At 71.9% G+C, this 16,842-nt stretch carries 16 protein-coding genes; 14 read left to right on the top strand and 2 right to left on the bottom strand.

The annotated features are described in order from the left end of the window. Positions 1 to 236 precede the first annotated feature (236 nt). Complete coding sequence (locus ACZ5PB_RS04555) at positions 237 to 1,085, bottom strand: helix-turn-helix transcriptional regulator (protein WP_468687708.1); 849 nt, start codon at positions 1,083 to 1,085, stop codon at positions 237 to 239. Beyond that, on the bottom strand, positions 1,034 to 1,399 hold the full coding sequence (locus ACZ5PB_RS04550) for a hypothetical protein (RefSeq protein ID WP_468687705.1): 366 nt from the start codon (positions 1,397 to 1,399) through the stop codon (positions 1,034 to 1,036). Before ACZ5PB_RS04550 ends, ACZ5PB_RS04555 begins: the two co-directional genes overlap by 52 nt. Positions 1,400 to 1,562: 163 nt before the next feature. Here ACZ5PB_RS04550 and ACZ5PB_RS04545 point away from each other — a divergent pair, with 163 nt between their 5' ends. The 14 genes from ACZ5PB_RS04545 (at position 1,563) to ACZ5PB_RS04480 (ending at position 16,759) form a co-directional block, all read left to right on the top strand. Continuing rightward, entirely contained in the window at positions 1,563 to 1,742 is a 180-nt protein-coding gene (locus tag ACZ5PB_RS04545; RefSeq protein ID WP_468687704.1) for an SDR family NAD(P)-dependent oxidoreductase, read from the top strand. Positions 1,743 to 2,257: 515 nt separating this feature from the next. After that, on the top strand, positions 2,258 to 2,920 hold the full coding sequence (locus ACZ5PB_RS04540) for a hydrolase (protein WP_468687703.1): 663 nt from the start codon (positions 2,258 to 2,260) through the stop codon (positions 2,918 to 2,920). A gap of 5 nt (positions 2,921 to 2,925) precedes the next feature. Then, positions 2,926 to 3,447, top strand: coding sequence for a DoxX family protein (locus ACZ5PB_RS04535; protein ID WP_468687702.1), 522 nt, complete (start codon positions 2,926 to 2,928; stop codon positions 3,445 to 3,447). Between the two features lie 98 nt (positions 3,448 to 3,545). Further along, the gene (locus ACZ5PB_RS04530; RefSeq protein ID WP_468687701.1) at positions 3,546 to 4,124 is read left to right on the top strand and encodes a Dps family protein; all 579 of its coding nucleotides are present in this window, start codon (positions 3,546 to 3,548) and stop codon (positions 4,122 to 4,124) included. 110 nt (positions 4,125 to 4,234) lie between these two features. Next, positions 4,235 to 5,080: an alpha/beta fold hydrolase gene (locus ACZ5PB_RS04525; RefSeq protein ID WP_468687700.1), complete on the top strand. Its 846-nt coding sequence runs from the start codon at positions 4,235 to 4,237 to the stop codon at positions 5,078 to 5,080. 44 nt (positions 5,081 to 5,124) lie between these two features. Then, a complete protein-coding gene (locus tag ACZ5PB_RS04520) occupies positions 5,125 to 6,078 on the top strand; it encodes an alpha/beta hydrolase (RefSeq protein WP_468687698.1) in 954 nt (317 codons plus the stop codon). Next, positions 6,075 to 7,997, top strand: coding sequence for an amidohydrolase (locus ACZ5PB_RS04515; protein ID WP_468687697.1), 1,923 nt, complete (start codon positions 6,075 to 6,077; stop codon positions 7,995 to 7,997). Before ACZ5PB_RS04520 ends, ACZ5PB_RS04515 begins: the two co-directional genes overlap by 4 nt. Positions 7,998 to 8,053: 56 nt before the next feature. Further along, positions 8,054 to 8,791 (top strand): GPR1/FUN34/YaaH family transporter, encoded by a 738-nt coding sequence (locus ACZ5PB_RS04510; protein ID WP_468687695.1) that lies wholly within the window; start codon positions 8,054 to 8,056, stop codon positions 8,789 to 8,791. 232 nt (positions 8,792 to 9,023) lie between these two features. Continuing rightward, the gene (locus tag ACZ5PB_RS04505) at positions 9,024 to 9,749 is read left to right on the top strand and encodes an alpha/beta fold hydrolase (RefSeq protein ID WP_468687693.1); all 726 of its coding nucleotides are present in this window, start codon (positions 9,024 to 9,026) and stop codon (positions 9,747 to 9,749) included. 103 nt (positions 9,750 to 9,852) lie between these two features. After that, entirely contained in the window at positions 9,853 to 11,184 is a 1,332-nt protein-coding gene (locus ACZ5PB_RS04500; protein ID WP_468687691.1) for an ABC transporter substrate-binding protein, read from the top strand. Continuing rightward, positions 11,184 to 12,149, top strand: coding sequence for a carbohydrate ABC transporter permease (locus ACZ5PB_RS04495; RefSeq protein ID WP_468687689.1), 966 nt, complete (start codon positions 11,184 to 11,186; stop codon positions 12,147 to 12,149). The genes ACZ5PB_RS04500 and ACZ5PB_RS04495 overlap by 1 nt, the downstream gene beginning before the upstream one ends. Beyond that, complete coding sequence (locus tag ACZ5PB_RS04490) at positions 12,146 to 13,033, top strand: carbohydrate ABC transporter permease (RefSeq protein ID WP_468687688.1); 888 nt, start codon at positions 12,146 to 12,148, stop codon at positions 13,031 to 13,033. The genes ACZ5PB_RS04495 and ACZ5PB_RS04490 overlap by 4 nt, the downstream gene beginning before the upstream one ends. Beyond that, positions 13,030 to 15,789 carry a helix-turn-helix transcriptional regulator gene (locus ACZ5PB_RS04485; RefSeq protein WP_468687686.1) on the top strand — a complete coding sequence of 920 codons (2,760 nt, stop codon included), beginning with the start codon at positions 13,030 to 13,032 and terminating at the stop codon, positions 15,787 to 15,789. Before ACZ5PB_RS04490 ends, ACZ5PB_RS04485 begins: the two co-directional genes overlap by 4 nt. 133 nt (positions 15,790 to 15,922) lie before the next feature. Beyond that, positions 15,923 to 16,759 (top strand): alpha/beta fold hydrolase, encoded by an 837-nt coding sequence (locus tag ACZ5PB_RS04480; protein ID WP_468687685.1) that lies wholly within the window; start codon positions 15,923 to 15,925, stop codon positions 16,757 to 16,759. Positions 16,760 to 16,842 lie beyond the last annotated feature (83 nt).

Below are 16,842 nucleotides of genomic sequence, written 5' to 3'. Positions count from 1 at the left end.
GTGCGTGGCGATCCTGGAGCCGGTGAAGAAGGACGACTGACCTGCGGGCTCTTGCAGATTGCTCAGATGCGGCCCGGGTGATCGGGCGCATTCACTGACGGGCGCGGAATCACGCCACCCCTCGCCGGCGCGCGTCCGTAGCCACTCGCGCCGGGCTCGCCCGCTGATGTCGGTGCAGAGCCTCGTCGAGGAGCTGTACGGCAGTGGGCCGGCCGCGCTGCAGCGGCGCTTCTGTGTCAGGAGGTGGCCGGTGTGAACGTCTCGGTGCCGATGGTGTCGAGCAGGGCCAGCGTGCGGGCGTCGGACGAACCCGGTTCGGCGGTGTACACCACGATCCGCAGATCACTGCCCTCCACCGTGAGGACGTCACAGTCCAAGGTCATCGGCCCGACCTGCGGGTGAAGGATCGTCTTACGGGTCGCCGTGTGCCGGGAGACGGAGCCGTGCTGCCAGAGGTGGTCGAAGCGAGGGCTCACCCCGCGGAGGTCGGTGATGAGCGTGCGGAGCCGCTCGTCGTCCGGATGCCGGCCGACCGCGGCGCGGAGGTCCGCGACAGCAGCGGTCTCGAAGGCCGCGTCCTCCTCGGGCGTGGCCACCACCCGGGACGGGGCGCCGGTGAAGTGCCGCCACAGGAGATGGCGCTCACGCGCCGGTTCGTCGGAGAGGTCGTCGAGCAGGGCCGTGAGCAGCGGGTTGGCGGCGACGAGGTGCCAGGCGGCGTCCAGGACCATGACCGGCGTTCCGGCGAGGCGGTCGAGTATCCGCTGAACTGAGGGCGTCAGGTGCCTGTTGAGGCCGGTGGCGCGGGGATCCGCATGGCCGGCCAGTCGGAACAGATGGGCGTTCTCGTCGTCCGACAGGCGCAACGCCCGGGCCAGGGCTTCCAGTACGGAGGGAGAGGGGTTTCCGGCGCGTCCTTGCTCAAGACGGGCGAGGTAGTCGACGGAGAGTCCGGCAAGGTGCGCCACCTCTTCGCGCCGGAGGCCGGGCGCGCGCCGCAGACGGCCCGTGGAGAGTCCGACGCTCGCGGGGCCTAGGCGGTCGCGCCAGTCGCGCAGGCACCGTGCGAGTTCTCTTCGATCCATGCCTCCATGGTCCCCCGGACCGGACGGATCAGCGTCGCCCTGCCAGTCCTAGGCAGAAGCGGTCTCTCGTGCCTGCACCGGTCCGGGGGCACGGTGGTGTCGCAGCAACCGCGAACGGCGGTCGCTTCGGCAAGGAGCATCACCATGACCCAGACGAACGGGGCAGAGCGCCCGGACACCAGCCGGCTGCCGTCCACCAGGTCAGCGGTGAGTCCGGGCAGGTCGATGCCGTACCCGAACTGTCCCTGGCCGACGACAGCACGGTACGCGAGCGCCTCGACGCGCTGGATCACCACCGGATGACGCTGGTCCACGGCTTCCAGGGCGCCCCCCGATCCCTGTCCTCTCGCTGCGCCCCGCCCACGGGCATGCCCTGAGCACCGCAGTCCGCCGTCGGCCGGGCCGGGCGGCGCACCTCCTGGCAGCCCTGCCCCTTTCCGTACCCCTCAACACTCTTCGATCCCAGGAGCACCTGACATGACGTCCCACCCCAACCACCACCCCGCACCCCTCGCGATCCAGGCTCGTCGGCTGGAGGACAAGGTCATCCTGATCACCGGGGCATCCGCCGGCATGGGCGAGGCCGCCACCCGGCGCTTCGCCGCCGAAGGCGCGCACGTCATCGCGGCGGAAGGCGGGCATCGCGTCGGACGCTGACCCGGCAGCGGCGTCGCAGGCGGCGGGGCGGCATGCCTTCGTTAGGGTTGCCGGGCGAAGAGGGGCCGTCGTGATGTGGCTCGGCAAGGGCAGCGCGTTCGTCGGCCGGGGGACAGACCCTGGGACATCTCCCGGGCCCGCGGCACCGCCTCGTCCTCCAAGGCTGTTCCCAGGCCCGTCTGACGACCGAGGGAGCAGTCGTACGTCGACGACTGCGCCGAGGGAGTCTTCCCCCACGACGTCGTACGGGAGGCACTGGCGGCCCGACCTGCGGTGGCGCGACCCGGAGAGGTTCGACCGGCTGTACCGGCCTTCGGACGTCGCCTTATCCGCCTGGCTGCGGCCGGGTTGCCGAAACCTCGCGGTGTGCAGCGCCGGGTCCCCCGCTGTGCGCTGTCGTGCCAAGTCCTGGGCGCAGGAGGTCAACGCGGCCGGTCGGGTCGCTCATAGCTTGAAGAGGTGCCGAGCCGCAGACGCGGTGGGCACGCTGCCGAAGGCTTCGAAAGGACCCCCTCATGTTCGACATCAACAAGGTGCAGGCCGCCCCGAGCGAGGACCTGCTCACGCCCGACAACGCGGTCATGCTCTTCGTGGACCACCAGCCGCAGATGTTCTTCGGCACCGGCAGCGGTGACCGTTCCGCGATCATCAACAGCACCGTGGGTCTCGCCAAGGCAGCCCAGGCGTTCGACGTGCCGGCCGTCCTGACCACGGTCGCCGCCGACTCGTTCTCCGGGCCCCTGCTGCCCCAGCTCGCCGAGGTCTTCCCCAAGCACGAGGCCATCGACCGTACGAGCATGAACGCCTGGGAGGACGAGGCGCTCGTGGCGGCGGTCAAAGCGACCGGGCGCAAGAAGATCATCCTCTCCGGCCTGTGGACCGAGGTCTGCCTGGTGCTGCCCGCGCTTTCGGCGCTGGAGCAGGGGTACGAGGTGTACGTCGTGACCGACGCCTCCGGCGGCGTCAGCCCGGCCGCCCACGAGCACGCCGTGCAGCGCATGATCGCCGCCGGCGCCGTCCCGGTGACCTGGGTACAGGTCCTCCTGGAGCTGCAGCGCGACTGGGCGCGCCAGGAGACGTACGGGGCGGTCATGGAGATCGTCAAGGCCCACGCGGGCGCGTACGGCCTGGGTGTCGTGTACGCGCAGAGCGTCATCGGCGCGCACGCGGCGGGCTGACCCCCGTGGACACCGGCATTCTGATCCTGCGTTTGCTGGTGGGACTGCTCGTCGCCGGACATGGCGTGCAGAAGATCAGTTCGCACCTGGGCGGCAAGGGACTGGAAGGCGGCACGCAGGAGTTCCGCGCCGACGGTTTCCGCGGCGGCGTCGTCACCGCCCTGGCGGCGGGCTGCGGTCAGATCGGATCGGGCCTGCTGCTCGCCGCCGGGTTCCTGACCCCGCTCGCCGCGACCGGCGCCATCGGGGTGATGACGGTCGCGCTCACCGTGAAATGGCGCCACGGGCTCTGGGTGCAGAACGACGGCTACGAGTACCCGCTCGTCCTCATCGGCACCGCCGCCGCCCTCGCCGCCACCGGCCCTGGGGCCTGGTCCCTCGACGCGGCCCTCGGCCTCACGCCCTACCCGCTGTGGGGGGCCGCCCTCGCGCTCGTGACCGGTCTCGGCAGCGGACTCCTCACCCGGCTCGTCCTGCACCGGCAGCCCTCGGCGGCGCCGCACGCCGCCGCCCCCGGCTCGCGCTGAACGCTCAGCGCGAGCGCACAGACCGGGTCCGGCCGCCCCCGTACCCCCGACCGGGCGGCCGGACCCTTTCACACCTTCCTCCCGCACAGGAGCACCCGATGAACACCCTCACGACCCCGCACGGCGGCGGCCAGCCGCTGCTGCACCAGAAGGGCGCCGAGACCCAGGCGTTCGGCACGCTCAAGCAGTTGCCGATCGGCCTCGGCCACGACACCCGCATGTACGCGTGCCAGCGGCTGAACAGGGTCCTCGCCGACACGCAGATCCTGTATTCCCTCTACAAGAAGCACCACTGGCTCATGCGCGGGGCGACCTTTTACTCGCTCCACCTGATGCTGGACAAGCACGCGGAGGCCCAACTGGCCATCGTGGACGCGCTGGCCGAGCGGGTCCAGAGCTTCGGCGGCGTCGCCGTCGGGGACCCTCGCCACGTGGCGGAGCTGACGGCGATCCCCCGTCCGCCGGACGGCGTCGAACCGGTTCCCGTCATGCTGTCGCGGCTTCTCGACGCGCACGAGCGGATCCTGACCGATGCCCGGGACGCCGCCGCCCGGCTCTCCGGGGAGGGCGACGAGGGCAGCGCCGACCTTCTCGTCTCGGACGTCATCCGTACCGGCGAGGCGCAGGTGTGGTTCCTGGCCGAGCACCTGGTCGACACCCCACTGGTGCGCGGCTGATGGACACGTACGACGTCGTCGGGGTCGGTGGCGGTCCGGCCGGGGCCGACCGCCTTCGTCGTCGAGGCCGAGCACGTCTGAACGCTTCATCACCCGACAAGGACCCCCTCATGCGACCCACAAGGCGCGCCGTCGCCCTCGCCCTCGCCCTGCCCGTGACGCTCGCCGCCCTGGTCGGCGCGGCACCCGCTAGCGGTACGGGCGTTGCGGGTACCGACCGTACCGACCGTACCGACCGGCACGGCCCCAAGCCCACGATCGTCCTGGTCCACGGAGCGTTCGCGGACGCCTCCGGCTGGAGCGGCACGATCAGGCGGCTGCAGCGCGCCGGCCACCCCGTCCTGGCCCCCGCCAACCAACTGCGCGGTCTCGCCGCGGACACCGCCTACCTGCGCAGCGTGCTGGCCGCCGTCGACGGCCCCGTCGTCCTGGTTGGCCACTCCTACGGCGGCGCCGTCATCAGTGGCGCCGCGGTGGGCAACAGCCGGGTGAAGGCCCTCGTCTACATCGCCGCGTTCACCCCGGACAAGGGCGAGAGCGCGGCCGAGCTCGCCGCCAGGTTCCCCGGCTCCACCCTCGGCGACACCGTGAACCCGCGGTCCTACCCGCTGCCCGGCGGTGGCACCGGCACCGAACTCGTCATCGAACAGGCCAAGTTCCACCAGCAGTTCGCCGCCGACGTCCCCGCCGCGGACGCGGCCGTCATGGCCGCCACCCAGCGCCCGGTCGCCACCGCCGCGCTGGAGGAGAAGGCCGCGGGAGCGGCCTGGAAGACGATCCCGTCCTGGGCGCTGATCGCCACCGCCGACAAGAACATCCCGCCGGCCGCCGAACGGTGGATGGCCCGGCGCGCAGGCTCGCAGATCACCGAAGTGGACGCGTCCCACGCGGTGGCCGTCTCCCGCCCGGCCGTGGTCACCCGCGTGATCCTCGCCGCCGCGCGGGCGGCCCGCTGACGCTCCGGCCGCCCGTTTCGTACCGCCTCCGAAGGAAACCCCTCATGAAGAACCGTCCGGTCCTCGAACCCGGTGCGCAGGCATTCGCCGACGCCACCGCCCAGCCGCCGTTCCTCCACCAGATCCCCGTCGCCGAAGGCCGCAAGGCCGTGGACGACGTCCAGAGCGGTGAGGGCGTCCCCCTGCCCGACGCCGACGAGGAGTGGATCACCGTCCAGGGCGGTCCGACCGGCGACGTCCGCGCCCGGATCGTCCGCCCGCGCGGTGCCACCGGCCCGCTCCCCGTCATCCTCTACATCCACGGCGCCGGCTGGGTGTTCGGCAACGCCCACACCCACGACCGGCTCGTCCGCGAACTGGCCGTCGGCACCCGGGCGGCCGTGGTCCTCCCCGAGTACGACCTGTCGCCCGAGGCCCGCTACCCCGTCGCCATCGAGCAGAACTACAGCGTCGCCCAGTGGGTCACCCGGGAGGGACACCACAAGGACCTCGACGGCACCCGGATCGCCGTCGCCGGCGACTCCGTCGGCGGCAACATGACCGCCGCCCTCACCCTCATGGCCAAGCAGCGCGGCGACGTGACTCTCCTCCAGCAGGTCCTCTTCTACCCGGTCACGGACGCGAGCTTCGACACCGGCTCGTACCACCAGTTCGGTGAGGGCTACTTCCTGCGCCGCGACGCCATGAAGTGGTTCTGGGACCAGTACACGACCGACGAGGCCGAGCGCTCCCAGATCACCGCTTCCCCGCTGCGCGCCTCCACCGAGCAGCTCACCGGCCTGCCTCCGGCCCTGGTCATCACCGCCGAGGCCGACGTCCTGCGCGACGAGGGCGAGGCATACGCGGCCAAGCTCCGCGCCGCCGGAGTCTCCGTCACCGCCCTGCGCGTCCAGGGGGTCATCCACGACTTCGTCATGCTGAACGCGCTGCGCGGCACGCGGGGCGCGGAACTCGCCATCGGCGTCGCCACCGACACCCTGCGCAAGGCTCTCGCATGACCGGGCCGTCGACGAGCATGCCGGTGGCGGGCCTCGTCCCCGCCCCGCGCGGGGAACACGACCACGCCGACCTCCTCGTCCGCAACGCCAAGGTCTTCACCGGTGACCCGGACCGACCCGAGGCACGTGCCGTCGCCATCCGCGACGGCCGGGTCGCGGCCCTCGGCGACGACCACGACCTCGCCCACCTCGTCGGGCCGGGGACGAGGGTCGTCGACGCCCTGGGCCGCCGGGTGATCCCCGGCCTGAACGACTCGCACCTGCATGTCATCCGGGGCGGCCTGAACTACGTCCTGGAGCTGCGCTGGGACGGCGTACGAAGCCTCCGGCACGCCCTCGCGATGCTGCGCGAGCAGGCCGGCCGCACCCCGAAGGGGCAGTGGATCCGGGTGGTGGGCGGCTGGACCGCCGAGCAGTTCGCCGAGCGCAGGATGCCGACCGTCGCCGAGCTGAACGCCGCCGCCCCCGACACCCCGGTCTTCGTCCTGCACCTGTACCAGTCGGCGCTGATGAACCGGGCCGCGGTACAGGCTGCCGGATTCCACCGCGACACCCCCGATCCGCGCGGCGGGCAGATCGTACGGGGCCGGGACGGAGAACCCAACGGTGTTCTCCTCGCCGCGCCGAGCGCTCTCATCCTCTACTCGACCCTGGCCAAGGCACCGGCTCTCGACGAGGCCGACAAGCGGACGTCGACGCGACACTTCCTGCGCGAGCTCAATCGGTTCGGACTGACGTCCGCGGTCGATGCCGCCGGCGGGTTCCAGAACTTCCCCGACAACTACGCCACGGTCGTCGACCTCGCCAGGTCGGGGGAGCTGACCCTGCGCATCGCCTACCACCTGTTCCCGCAGACGGCCGGGCAGGAACTCGCCGACCTGAAGCGCTGGACCGAGATGGTCAAGCCCGGGGACGGGGACGAGTGGCTCCGGCTGAACGGCGCGGGTGAGAACCTCACCTGGGCCGCCGCCGACTTCGAGAACTTCTCCGAACCCCGTCCCGAGCTCGCCGGGGGCTACGAGACCGAATTCGAGAGCGCGGTCCGGCTCCTCCTCGACAACGGCTGGGGCTTCCGGCTCCACGCGACGTACGACGAGACGATCCGCCGCGACCTGGCCGTCTTCGAGAAGCTCGCCGCGGAAGGGCTCTTCCCCGCCGGCAACCGCTGGCTCTTCGACCACGCGGAGACCGTCTCGGCCGACAGCCTCGACCGGATCGCCGCCCTCGGTGGCGCCGTCTCGATCCAGAACCGGATGTCCTTCCAGGGCACGGCGTTCATCGGCCGTTACGGCGCCGAGGCCGCCGCCCACACCCCTCCGGTACGGGCCATGCTCGACCGGGGCCTGACCGTCGCGGCCGGAACCGACGCCACCCGTGTCTCCTCGTACAACCCCTGGGTCGCGCTCCACTGGCTGGTCACCGGCAGAACCGTCGGCGGTACGGCGCTCTACCCGGCCGGGAACCTGATCGACCGGGAGACCGCCCTCGGCCTCTACACCCGGGGCGGCGCCCGGCTCACCGGCGAGCAGGACGTCAAGGGAACCCTGCGAGAAGGCTCGTACGGCGACCTCGCGGTCCTCTCCGACGACTTCCTGACCGTGCCCGAGGAGGTCATCCCCGACATCGAGTCCGTCCTCACCGTCGTCGGCGGCCGGATCGTCTGGGCGACCGCGGAGTACGAGGGTCTCGACGAGACGGTCTTGCCGGTGACCCCCGAGTGGAGCCCGGTGGCCCACTTCGGCGGATACCAGGCGCGCCGGGAGGGCCAGGGGGGCCAGGGGGGCCAGGGGGGCGCCCACCAGGCGTCGCTCGTGGCCCAGGCCGTCGCGGAGTCCGAGCAGCACCGCCGCTGGCGCGTCGCGCGCGGCTCCGCTCCCGGGACGACACCGTCCTTCGTCGACCACTGCTTCGAGCACTGAAGAGCGCTGAAGAGCACTCAAGAGCACTCAAGAGCACTGAAAGAGAGATCCACCCGATGACCCCAGCTTCACCCGCCGCCGAGGGTGGCGACGCCCCGGCGACCCTGCCGGACGTTCCCCCGGAGCGCCGTTTCGAGCCGGACCTCCGGTCGATGACCCGGATCAATCTGCGCCCCATCGCCTCACCCATGCCGCTCGGCTTCTTCACGATAGCCATCGCTTCCGTGATGACGGGCTGCCTGCAGCTCGGGCTCTTCGACGAGGCGGCCCGCGACGCCGTCGCCTTCACCGTGCTGCCGGCCTTCGTCCTCCAACTCCTGGTGAGTGTCCTGGCCTTCGGCGCCCGTGACGTGATCGCGGCGACGCTGATGGCGGTGTTCGCCGGGAGCTGGCTGCCCTACGCGCTCGTCATGCTCAGCGGCGCGGCCGACGGCCTCCAGGTCCTCGGCGTGTTCAACCTGGCGCTCCTGTGCTTCGGGGCCCTGATGACCGCCGTGACCCGGCCCAAGCGCGCGCTGTGGCTCGTGCTCGCGGTCTCCCTGCCCCGCTGGGCGGCCACCGGCCTCGCGGGCATCACCGGTGCCGAATGGCTGACCCGCACGTCCGGTGCGCTCGGCCTCGTGGTGGCGCTCGTCGCGATGTACACGGCGTTCGCCCTGATGCTTGAGGACATGCGCAGCGAGCAGGTCCTGCCCATCGGCCGCAGCGGCCCCGCGCACCTCGCCGTGGAAGGCGACCTGACTGTCCAGCTCCGCAATCTGGAACGCCAGGCGGGCGTGCGCCGCACTCTCTGACCGCACCCGCCCGGGGCCTCCCGCTATGAGGTCCTCGCCGGCGACGCCGGTACCGAGACCGCGGCTTCGCCGAGTACCACCTCTCGGAGGGCGAGATCGCCTTCATCCACACCCAGATCGACGGCCGGTTCGCCGATCTGGTGCCCGAGGCGCGGCGTGCCCGCTTCGGTCTGTGAAGCACCGCGCAACAACCTTCAGCCTCATCCCCCGTCATGTACCGAGGAGTTCTCCCATGCCCCGACACGCCCGCCCCACCGTCGTCCTGGTCCACGGCGCCTTCGCCGACGCCTCCAGCTTCGCCCGCGTCATCCCCGAACTGACCGCCGCCGGCCTGGAGGTGCTGGCCCCGGCGGTGCCCAACCGCAGCCTCGTCGAGGACGCCGCGTACATCGCCTCGGTGGTCCGCGCCGTCGAAGGCCCTGTGATCCTCGTCGGGCACTCCTACGGCGGCGCCGTCATCACCCTCGCCGGGGCGGAGGACAACGTCCGCGCACTGGTGTACCTCGCGGGATACGCGCTGGAGGAGGGCGAAAGCCTGGGTGAGCTGCAGGGCCGCTTCCCCGACTCCGGTCTCGCCGACGCGCTCGTCCACACCCCGTTCCCGGTGGCCGGCTCCGCCGGGACCGGCACCGACGTCTCGGTGGAGATCGAGAAGTTCCCCGCTCTGTTCGCCGCGGACGTCGACCCCGGCCTCGCCGCGGTGCTCGCCGTCTCCCAGCGCCCCCTGGCCGCCCGGGCCTTCTCGGAGACGGCGCCGGTCGCCGCGTGGAAGACCAAGCCCTCGTGGGGACTGGTCGCCGCCTCCGATCGTACGATCAACCCCGAAGTGGAGCGCTACGGTTACGCGCGCGCGGGCATGACCACCGTCGAGGTCGACTCCTCCCACCTGGTCATGCTTGCCCGGCCCAAGGCGGTGGCGGAGCTGATCCAGGACGCGGTCCGGTCCACCGCCCGCTGACCTGATCGTTCAAAGTCGAACGATTAGTCGATATTGTTCGAGCGCTGGTAGCTTCTGATCGCCCCCGAGAGCCCTTCGGCGGGCGATCGGAGGAGATACACACATGAGGTTCGGCGCGAGGCACGTGCTCGCCGTCATCGCCCTCGCCGCCCTCACCGCCGCATGCGGTGTCCCGCAGGACCGCGCTTCGCAGCCCGGCGCCACCGCGGACTGCGGGCAGTACGCCCGGTACGGCAGCCACCCCGGCACCAAGGTCACCGTCTACGCGGAGAACCGCGACCGGGAGGCCGACCTCTTCGAAGAGACCTGGGCGGACTTCGCGTCCTGCACGGGAATCGACGTCCAGTACGAGGGGGACGGTGAGTTCGAGGCCCAGATCCAGCTCCGGGTCGACGGCGGCAGTGCGCCTGACGTGGCGTTCTTCCCGCAGCCCGGGCTCCTGGAACGCTTCGCGCGGGCCGGGAAACTCAAGCCCGCGAGCGCCCAGGTCGCGGCCCTCGCGAAGCAGGGCTGGTCGGCCGACTGGAACAGCTACGCGACCGTGAACGGCACCCTCTACGGCACGCCGCTGGTCGCGAACGTCAAGTCGTTCGTCTGGTACTCCCCGAAGTTCTTCCGCGACAGGGCACTGAACGTTCCCCGCACGTGGTCCGAGCTGATGGCCGTGACGGAGAAGGTCGCGGCGTCGGGCGTCAAGCCGTGGTGCGCGGGCATCGAGTCCGCCGAGGCGACCGGCTGGCCCGTGACGGACTGGATCGAGGACGTCCTGCTGCGCCAGCAGGGCACGGACGTCTACGACCAGTGGGTCACCCACAGGATCCCGTTCAACGACCCGCGGGTGATCAGGGCCATGGACACCGTGGGGTCCATCCTCAAGAACGACCGCTACGCCAACGGTGGCTTCGGTCCGGCACGGTCGATGGCGTCGATCTCCTTCCAGGAGGCCGGCGCCCCGATCCTCTCCGGCGACTGTGCGATGCACCGTCAGGCCTCGTTCTACGCCGACCTGTGGCCGAAGGGCACCCAGATCGGACCGGACAAGGACGTCCACGCCTTCCTCCTGCCGGGAGACGACCCGGCCGGCCGGCCCGTACTGGGCGGTGGAGTGTTCACCGCGACGTTCGCCGACCGTCCCGAAGTGCGTGCCTTCCAGGAGTACCTGGCCTCCGCGGACTTCGCGAACGCACGCATGAAGAAGGGCCCGTTCGTCTCGGCGAACAGGGGCGTGGACCCGGCGAACGGCGCCACCGCGGTCGACAGGCTCTCGATCCAGCTGCTCCAGGACCCCAAAACACAGTTCAGGTTCGACGGTTCGGACCTGATGCCGGCGTCGGTCGGTGCCGGGACGTTCTGGAAGGGGGCCGTCGACTGGACCGGCGGCGCGCACACCCGCCAGGTCGCCGATTCCATCGAACGGTCCTGGCCGGGCCACTGATGCCGTTCGACGTCGCCGCCCAGCAGCCCAAACTGCTGTACCTGCTCCAGGGCGTCGCCGCCTTCGCGGCGGTGGCCGCTCTGGTCCTGCTCGCGCTGCACCGAGGGCCGGTACGGAGGAGAGCGGCGGCCCTGATCCTGCTGGCCCCCGCGCTGCTGCTGCTCACGGTCGGCCTCCTCCTGCCCGGACTGCGCACCCTGGTGCTGTCGTTCACCGACAGCGGGGGAGACACCTGGGCCGGCTTCGACAACTACGTGTGGATGTTCACGGACCACCGGGCGCTGGTGGCGCTGCGCAACACCCTGGCGTTGGTGGTGCTCGTGCCACTGGCGTCGACCGCGGTCGGTCTGCTCTACGCGGCGGCCGTCGCACGGTCGCGGTTCAGGGCGCTCGCGCTGTCCCTCGTCCTGATGCCGATGGCGATCTCCTTCGTCGGCGCGGGAGTCGTCTGGAAGTTCGTCTACGCCTACCGCCCCGCGGAGGCCGGGCAGATCGGACTGCTGAACCAGCTTGTCGTCGCGTTCGGCGGCGAACCGAGGCAGTGGCTCGTGGACTCCCCCTGGAACGTCCTGCTCCTCCTCGGAGTGATGGTGTGGTCCCAGGCGGGCTTCGCGGCCGTCCTGCTGACCGGCGCGATCAGAGCCGTACCCCCGGAACTGACCGAGGCCGCTCTGCTCGACGGCGCGTCCCCCCGGCAGATCTTCCGGCGGATCACCATGCCGTCGGTCAGGCCGACGCTGCTCGTCGTGCTCCTCGCCCAGGCGATCGGCACCTTCAAGGCCTTCGACATCGTCAGGACCATGACCGGCGGGCAGTTCGACACGGGCGTCCTCGCCCACGAGATGTACGACCAGGCCTTCCGCTACGGCGAGACGGGCCGCGGCGCCGCGCTCGCCGTGCTCCTCTTCCTCCTCGTCACCCCCTTCGTCGCCCACCAGGTCCGGGCCCGGCGGAGGACGGGATGAACGGCGTCCGGGAGCGTCTGGCCTCCCGCGCCTTCACACTCGTCGCCCTGGTGATCGCCGTTCTCTGGACGACACCGACGCTCGGTCTCCTGCTCTCCTCGTTCCGCCCCGAGGAAGAGATCAAGACGACGGGCTGGTGGACCGTCCTCGGTACGCCGCACCTCACGCTCGACAACTACGGCGAGGTGCTGTCCGGCGGCGGGAACGGGTCGGGGCGGCTCGCCGAACACTTCGTCAACTCCGTCGTCATCGCGATCCCCTCGGTGCTGTTCCCACTCGGCCTGGCCTTCTTCGCGGCCTACGCCCTGGCCTGGATCGACTTCAGGGGGCGGGACGCGCTCGTCGTCGGCATCTTCGCGCTCCAGGTCGTGCCACTCCAGATGGCGCTCGTCCCCCTCCTGAAGCTCTTCTCCCAGGGCTGGCTGTTCCTGCCCGCGTGGCATCTCACCGGACCCGCGCGGTTTGGCCAGGTCTGGTTCGCCCACACGGTCTTCGCGCTGCCGTTCGCGGTGTTCCTCCTGCACAACTCCCTGGCAGGGCTGCCCCGGGAGCTGATCGAGGCCGCCCGCGTCGACGGCGCGTCGCACGGCACGCTGCTGCTCCGGATCGTGCTGCCGCTGACCCGCCCGGCCCTGGCCGGCTTCGCCGTCATCCAGTTCATCTGGGTGTGGAACGACCTCCTCGTGGCACTGACCCTGTCCGGCGGAACGGCCGAGACCGCGCCGATGACGGTCAGACTCGCGAGCATGGCCGGGACGTACGGCAACGAGTGGCAGCGGCTCACCGCCGGAGCCTTCGTGGCGGCGTTCGTCCCGCTGCTCGTCTTCTTCTCCCTCCGGCGGCACTTCGCAGGGGGACTGCTCGCCGGATCGGTCAAGGGATGAGTCACGACCGGCCCGTGGCACGAGCCGCGGAAACAGGGCTGAGCCGGCCCGGACTGCGCGGCCGCGAAGCCGAGCTGGAGCGGCTGCGCGCCCTCATCGAGGCGGTGCGCGACGGCGAGGGAGGAGCGATCGCGCTGCTCCTGGGCGAGCCCGGGATCGGGAAGACCGCGCTGCTCCAGGAGACCGTCTCGCTGGCCCGGGACCACGGATTCCTCGTCAGCCACGGACGAGCCGAGGAGCTGCACGAGCTGGCACCCCTCGCCTCACTGGCCTCGGGCCTCCTGCACGGCGACCCGCCGCTGCTGGCCCGTACGGACTTCGCAGACCTCGCCGGCCACCACGACCAGCGCATCTGGCTCGTCGAACGGCTGGCCCAGCTGATCGAGGAACGCTCGGCGGGCGCGCCTGTACTGATCGCCGTCGACGACGTCCAATGGGCCGACCCGGTGAGCCGCTTCGCCCTCGGCGTGATGCCGGCACGGCTGCTCAGCTCCCCGGTCCTGTGGCTGCTCACGGGCCGGGAGGACCCGGAACTGTACGGACAGGGGCCGCGGACGACCACCCTCCCGCTGCGGCCGCTGTCCGCCACGGCCCTGGCCGAGCTGGCCCGCGACGTCCTCGGCGGGGACGTGCCGGCGCGGGCCGGGGAGCTCCTCGACGGGGCGGGCGGCAACCCCTTCCTCGCGGCCGAACTGCTCGCGGGCCTCGCGGCGTCGGGCGCCGACGGACCGGAACCGCCCGAGCGGCTGGTCCTCGGCGTACGCGGCCGACTGGCCGGCCTGCGGCCGGACACCGTGCACTTCCTGCGGATCGGCTCGGTCCTCGGCCGCGCGTTCTCGCTCACCGACGCCGCCGCCCTGTGCGGCCGGCCCGCCTCCGCGCTCAGCGCCGAAGTGGACGAGGCGATCGCCGCCGCCGTCCTTCACGACGACGGCGAACGCCTCCTGTTCCGCCACGACCTGCTCCGCCAGGCGGTGTACGCCGACCTCGCCCCCTCCGTGCGCCGGGCGCTGCACAGGGAGGCCGCGAGCAGGCTCGTCGCGGCGGGCCGGAGCCCCCTCGACGCGGTCCCGCACCTGCTGAAGAGCGCCGAACCCGGCGACATGGAGGCGATCGGGCTGCTCGGCACGGCCGCCGCGGACGTGAGCGCCGTGCTGCCCGACCTCGCCGCCGACCTGGCCGTACGCGCCCTGGAACTCGTACCGCCCCGTGCGCCCATGGCGTACGACGTGGGAGAACGGGCCATCGCCGCGCTGACCCGCGCGGGCCGCTACACGCAGGCCCGGCACACCGGCGACGCGCTGCTCGCCCGGCAGCCGCCCCTGGACGTCTTCGCCCGTCTGCAGTCCGTACTCGGCGACGCGCTGTGGCACCTCGACGACGTCCACGAGCTGACCCGCCGCTCGACGACGGCGCTGGCAGCCGTCACCGACCCGGTGATCCGAGCCAGGCTCACCGCTCGGCAGGCCCTCGCCCAGTCCCGCGGGCGCGACCTCGCGGCCGCCCGCGAGACCGGCGAACGGGCGCTCGCCCAGGCGGAGCTGGCCGGCGACCGGGAGGCGCGCGTCCTCGCCCTATGGGGACTCGGCGAGATCGCCCTCAACGCGGGCGACTGCGCGGCCGCCCTCGAACACCACACGGCCCTGAGCGTGTTCGACACGGCCTTCCTGCCCGAGGAGACCGTCGCACTGATCCACATGGACGACTTCGACTCCGTACGGCGACTGCTCCTGACGGCGGGCGACGCCCCCCTGCGCCCCGCGATGCTGCTCTGGGCCCAGGGAACCTTCAGCATGGGGCTCGGCCGGCTCGACGACGCCGACGCCGCCTTCGTCACCGCCGAGCGGCTCGAAGCGGACCTCCACGTGCCCGGCAACCTGGTCAACATGCGCGTCAACCGCGGCCTCCTCGCGTTGCTGCGCGGCGACCGCGAAGCCGCCCGAGAACACCTGGACGTGGTGCGGGCGACCATGGCAGACCGGCCGAACACGGGCAACCACGCCGCACACCAGTACTTCGAGGCGGTCGTCGCCGACGCCGACGGCGACCACGCGGCCGCGGCCCGACTCGTCCGGTCCGTGCAGCGCGACCACCCCTTCCTCCGGTGGCGGCTGCTGCGCCCCCATGTCGTTCAGGCCGTGCGGATCGCCCTGCGCGGCGGGGACCGGAAGCTGGCCGGTGACCTCGCGGCGCAGGCCGCCGAACACGCCACCCGCAACCCCGCCGTGCCGACCGCCCAGGGGACGGCGGCACACGCGTCCGCCCTGGTGAACGGCGACCTCGGACTCCTGGAGCAGGCGGTCCGCGTCCTCCTCACCGGCCCCCGGCCGCTGCCCCTCGCCGCCGCGTTTGCCGACCTCGGGCACGCGCTGCTGACCTCGGGCGACGCCGCCGCCGCGGCACCCGCCCTGACCAGGGCGTACGACATCTACGCCCGGGCCGGGGCCGACGCGGCGGCCGACCGGGTCCGGGCCGATCCGGAACGGGCCACCAGCCGCCCCGGCCGGCGCACCGGACGCTTGCGGCCACGCGCCGACCAGGGCTGGGACGCGCTCACCGCCTCGGAACGCAAGGTGGCCCGGCTGATCGCGGCGGGTCACTCCAACCGGTCGGCTGCGGAGGTCCTCGTCGTCTCCCCGCACACGGTCAACACCCATCTGTCGTCGATCTTCCGCAAGCTCGGGGTGCGCTCGCGCGTCCACCTGGCCCGGATCGTCCTCGCGCAGGACGACGCCGCAACGGCCACCGGCGACTGAGCGACCTCTGCGCCCCCGTGCAAGGTGCGGTGCGCGGTACGGCAACAGGAGGTGCGCGACCGCTCCTAGCGTGACGGGCGTACCGCGCCGCTTCGATGCGCGGATCAGCCGACCCGAACCGAGGGAACATCCCATGCCGTACATCACCGTGGGCCAGGAGAACACCAACCCCGTCGAGCTGTACTTCGAGGACCAGGGAGCGGGGCAGCCCGTCGTCCTCATCCACGGCTTCCCGCTCGACGGCCACTCCTGGGAGCGCCAGAGGGCCGCGCTGCTCGACGCAGGCCACCGCGTCATCACGTACGACCGCCGCGGCTTCGGGCAGTCCTCGCAGCCGACCACCGGTTACGACTACGACACCTTCGCCGCCGACCTGAACACCGTGATGGAGACCCTCGACCTGAACGACGCCGTCCTCGTCGGCTTCTCCATGGGCACCGGCGAGGTCGCCCGCTACGTCTCCACGTACGGCTCCGGCCGCGTCGCCAAGGTCGCCTTCCTGGCCTCGCTGGAGCCCTGCCTGCTCAAGACCGACGACAACCCGGACGGCGTCGCCCCGCAGGAGTTCTTCGACGGCGTCGTCGCCGCCGTCAAGGCCGACCGATACGCCTACTACACGGCCTTCTTCAACGACTTCTACAACCTCGACGAGAACCTGGGCACCCGCATCAGCGAGGAGGCCGTCCGCAACAGCTGGGACACCGCGGCCCGCGGTGGCTCCTTCGCCGCGTCCGCCGCCCCGGCGACCTGGTACACCGACTTCCGCGCCGACATCCCCGCCATCGACGTGCCGGCCCTGATCCTGCACGGCACCGCCGACCGCATCCTCCCCGCCGAGGGCACCGCGCGCCCCTTCCACAAGGCGCTCCCCTCCGCCGACTACGTGGAGATCGAGGGCGCCCCGCACGGTCTGCTGTGGACCCACGCCGAGGAGGTCAACACCGCCCTCCTCGCCTTCCTGGCGAAGTGACGCCGCACCGTTGACCCGCCGGGTGGCGACAGGGCCCCGGAGTCACCCCCGCCCCCGTTTCCCGGAGTGGGAACTGAAAAACC

Source organism: Streptomyces sp. NPDC032721 (assembly GCF_055579625.1).
The sequence above is the reverse complement of the archived record's forward strand: the minus strand, read 5'-3'. Positions and strand labels throughout refer to the sequence as shown.

Bases quoted from the DNA above. Each gene is read 5' to 3' on its own strand.
- ACZ5PB_RS04495 (WP_468687689.1), top strand. From the start codon at position 11,184: ATGCCGTTCGACGTCGCCGCCCAGCAGCCCAAACTGCTGTACCTGCTC.
- ACZ5PB_RS04500 (WP_468687691.1), top strand. From the start codon at position 9,853: ATGAGGTTCGGCGCGAGGCACGTGCTCGCCGTCATCGCCCTCGCCGCC.
- ACZ5PB_RS04515 (WP_468687697.1), top strand. From the start codon at position 6,075: ATGACCGGGCCGTCGACGAGCATGCCGGTGGCGGGCCTCGTCCCCGCC.
- ACZ5PB_RS04485 (WP_468687686.1), top strand. From the start codon at position 13,030: ATGAGTCACGACCGGCCCGTGGCACGAGCCGCGGAAACAGGGCTGAGC.
- ACZ5PB_RS04520 (WP_468687698.1), top strand. From the start codon at position 5,125: ATGAAGAACCGTCCGGTCCTCGAACCCGGTGCGCAGGCATTCGCCGAC.
- ACZ5PB_RS04525 (WP_468687700.1), top strand. From the start codon at position 4,235: ATGCGACCCACAAGGCGCGCCGTCGCCCTCGCCCTCGCCCTGCCCGTG.
- ACZ5PB_RS04510 (WP_468687695.1), top strand. From the start codon at position 8,054: ATGACCCCAGCTTCACCCGCCGCCGAGGGTGGCGACGCCCCGGCGACC.
- ACZ5PB_RS04540 (WP_468687703.1), top strand. From the start codon at position 2,258: ATGTTCGACATCAACAAGGTGCAGGCCGCCCCGAGCGAGGACCTGCTC.
- ACZ5PB_RS04530 (WP_468687701.1), top strand. From the start codon at position 3,546: ATGAACACCCTCACGACCCCGCACGGCGGCGGCCAGCCGCTGCTGCAC.
- ACZ5PB_RS04490 (WP_468687688.1), top strand. From the start codon at position 12,146: ATGAACGGCGTCCGGGAGCGTCTGGCCTCCCGCGCCTTCACACTCGTC.
- ACZ5PB_RS04555 (WP_468687708.1), bottom strand. From the start codon at position 1,085: ATGGATCGAAGAGAACTCGCACGGTGCCTGCGCGACTGGCGCGACCGC.
- ACZ5PB_RS04545 (WP_468687704.1), top strand. From the start codon at position 1,563: ATGACGTCCCACCCCAACCACCACCCCGCACCCCTCGCGATCCAGGCT.
- ACZ5PB_RS04480 (WP_468687685.1), top strand. From the start codon at position 15,923: ATGCCGTACATCACCGTGGGCCAGGAGAACACCAACCCCGTCGAGCTG.
- ACZ5PB_RS04505 (WP_468687693.1), top strand. From the start codon at position 9,024: ATGCCCCGACACGCCCGCCCCACCGTCGTCCTGGTCCACGGCGCCTTC.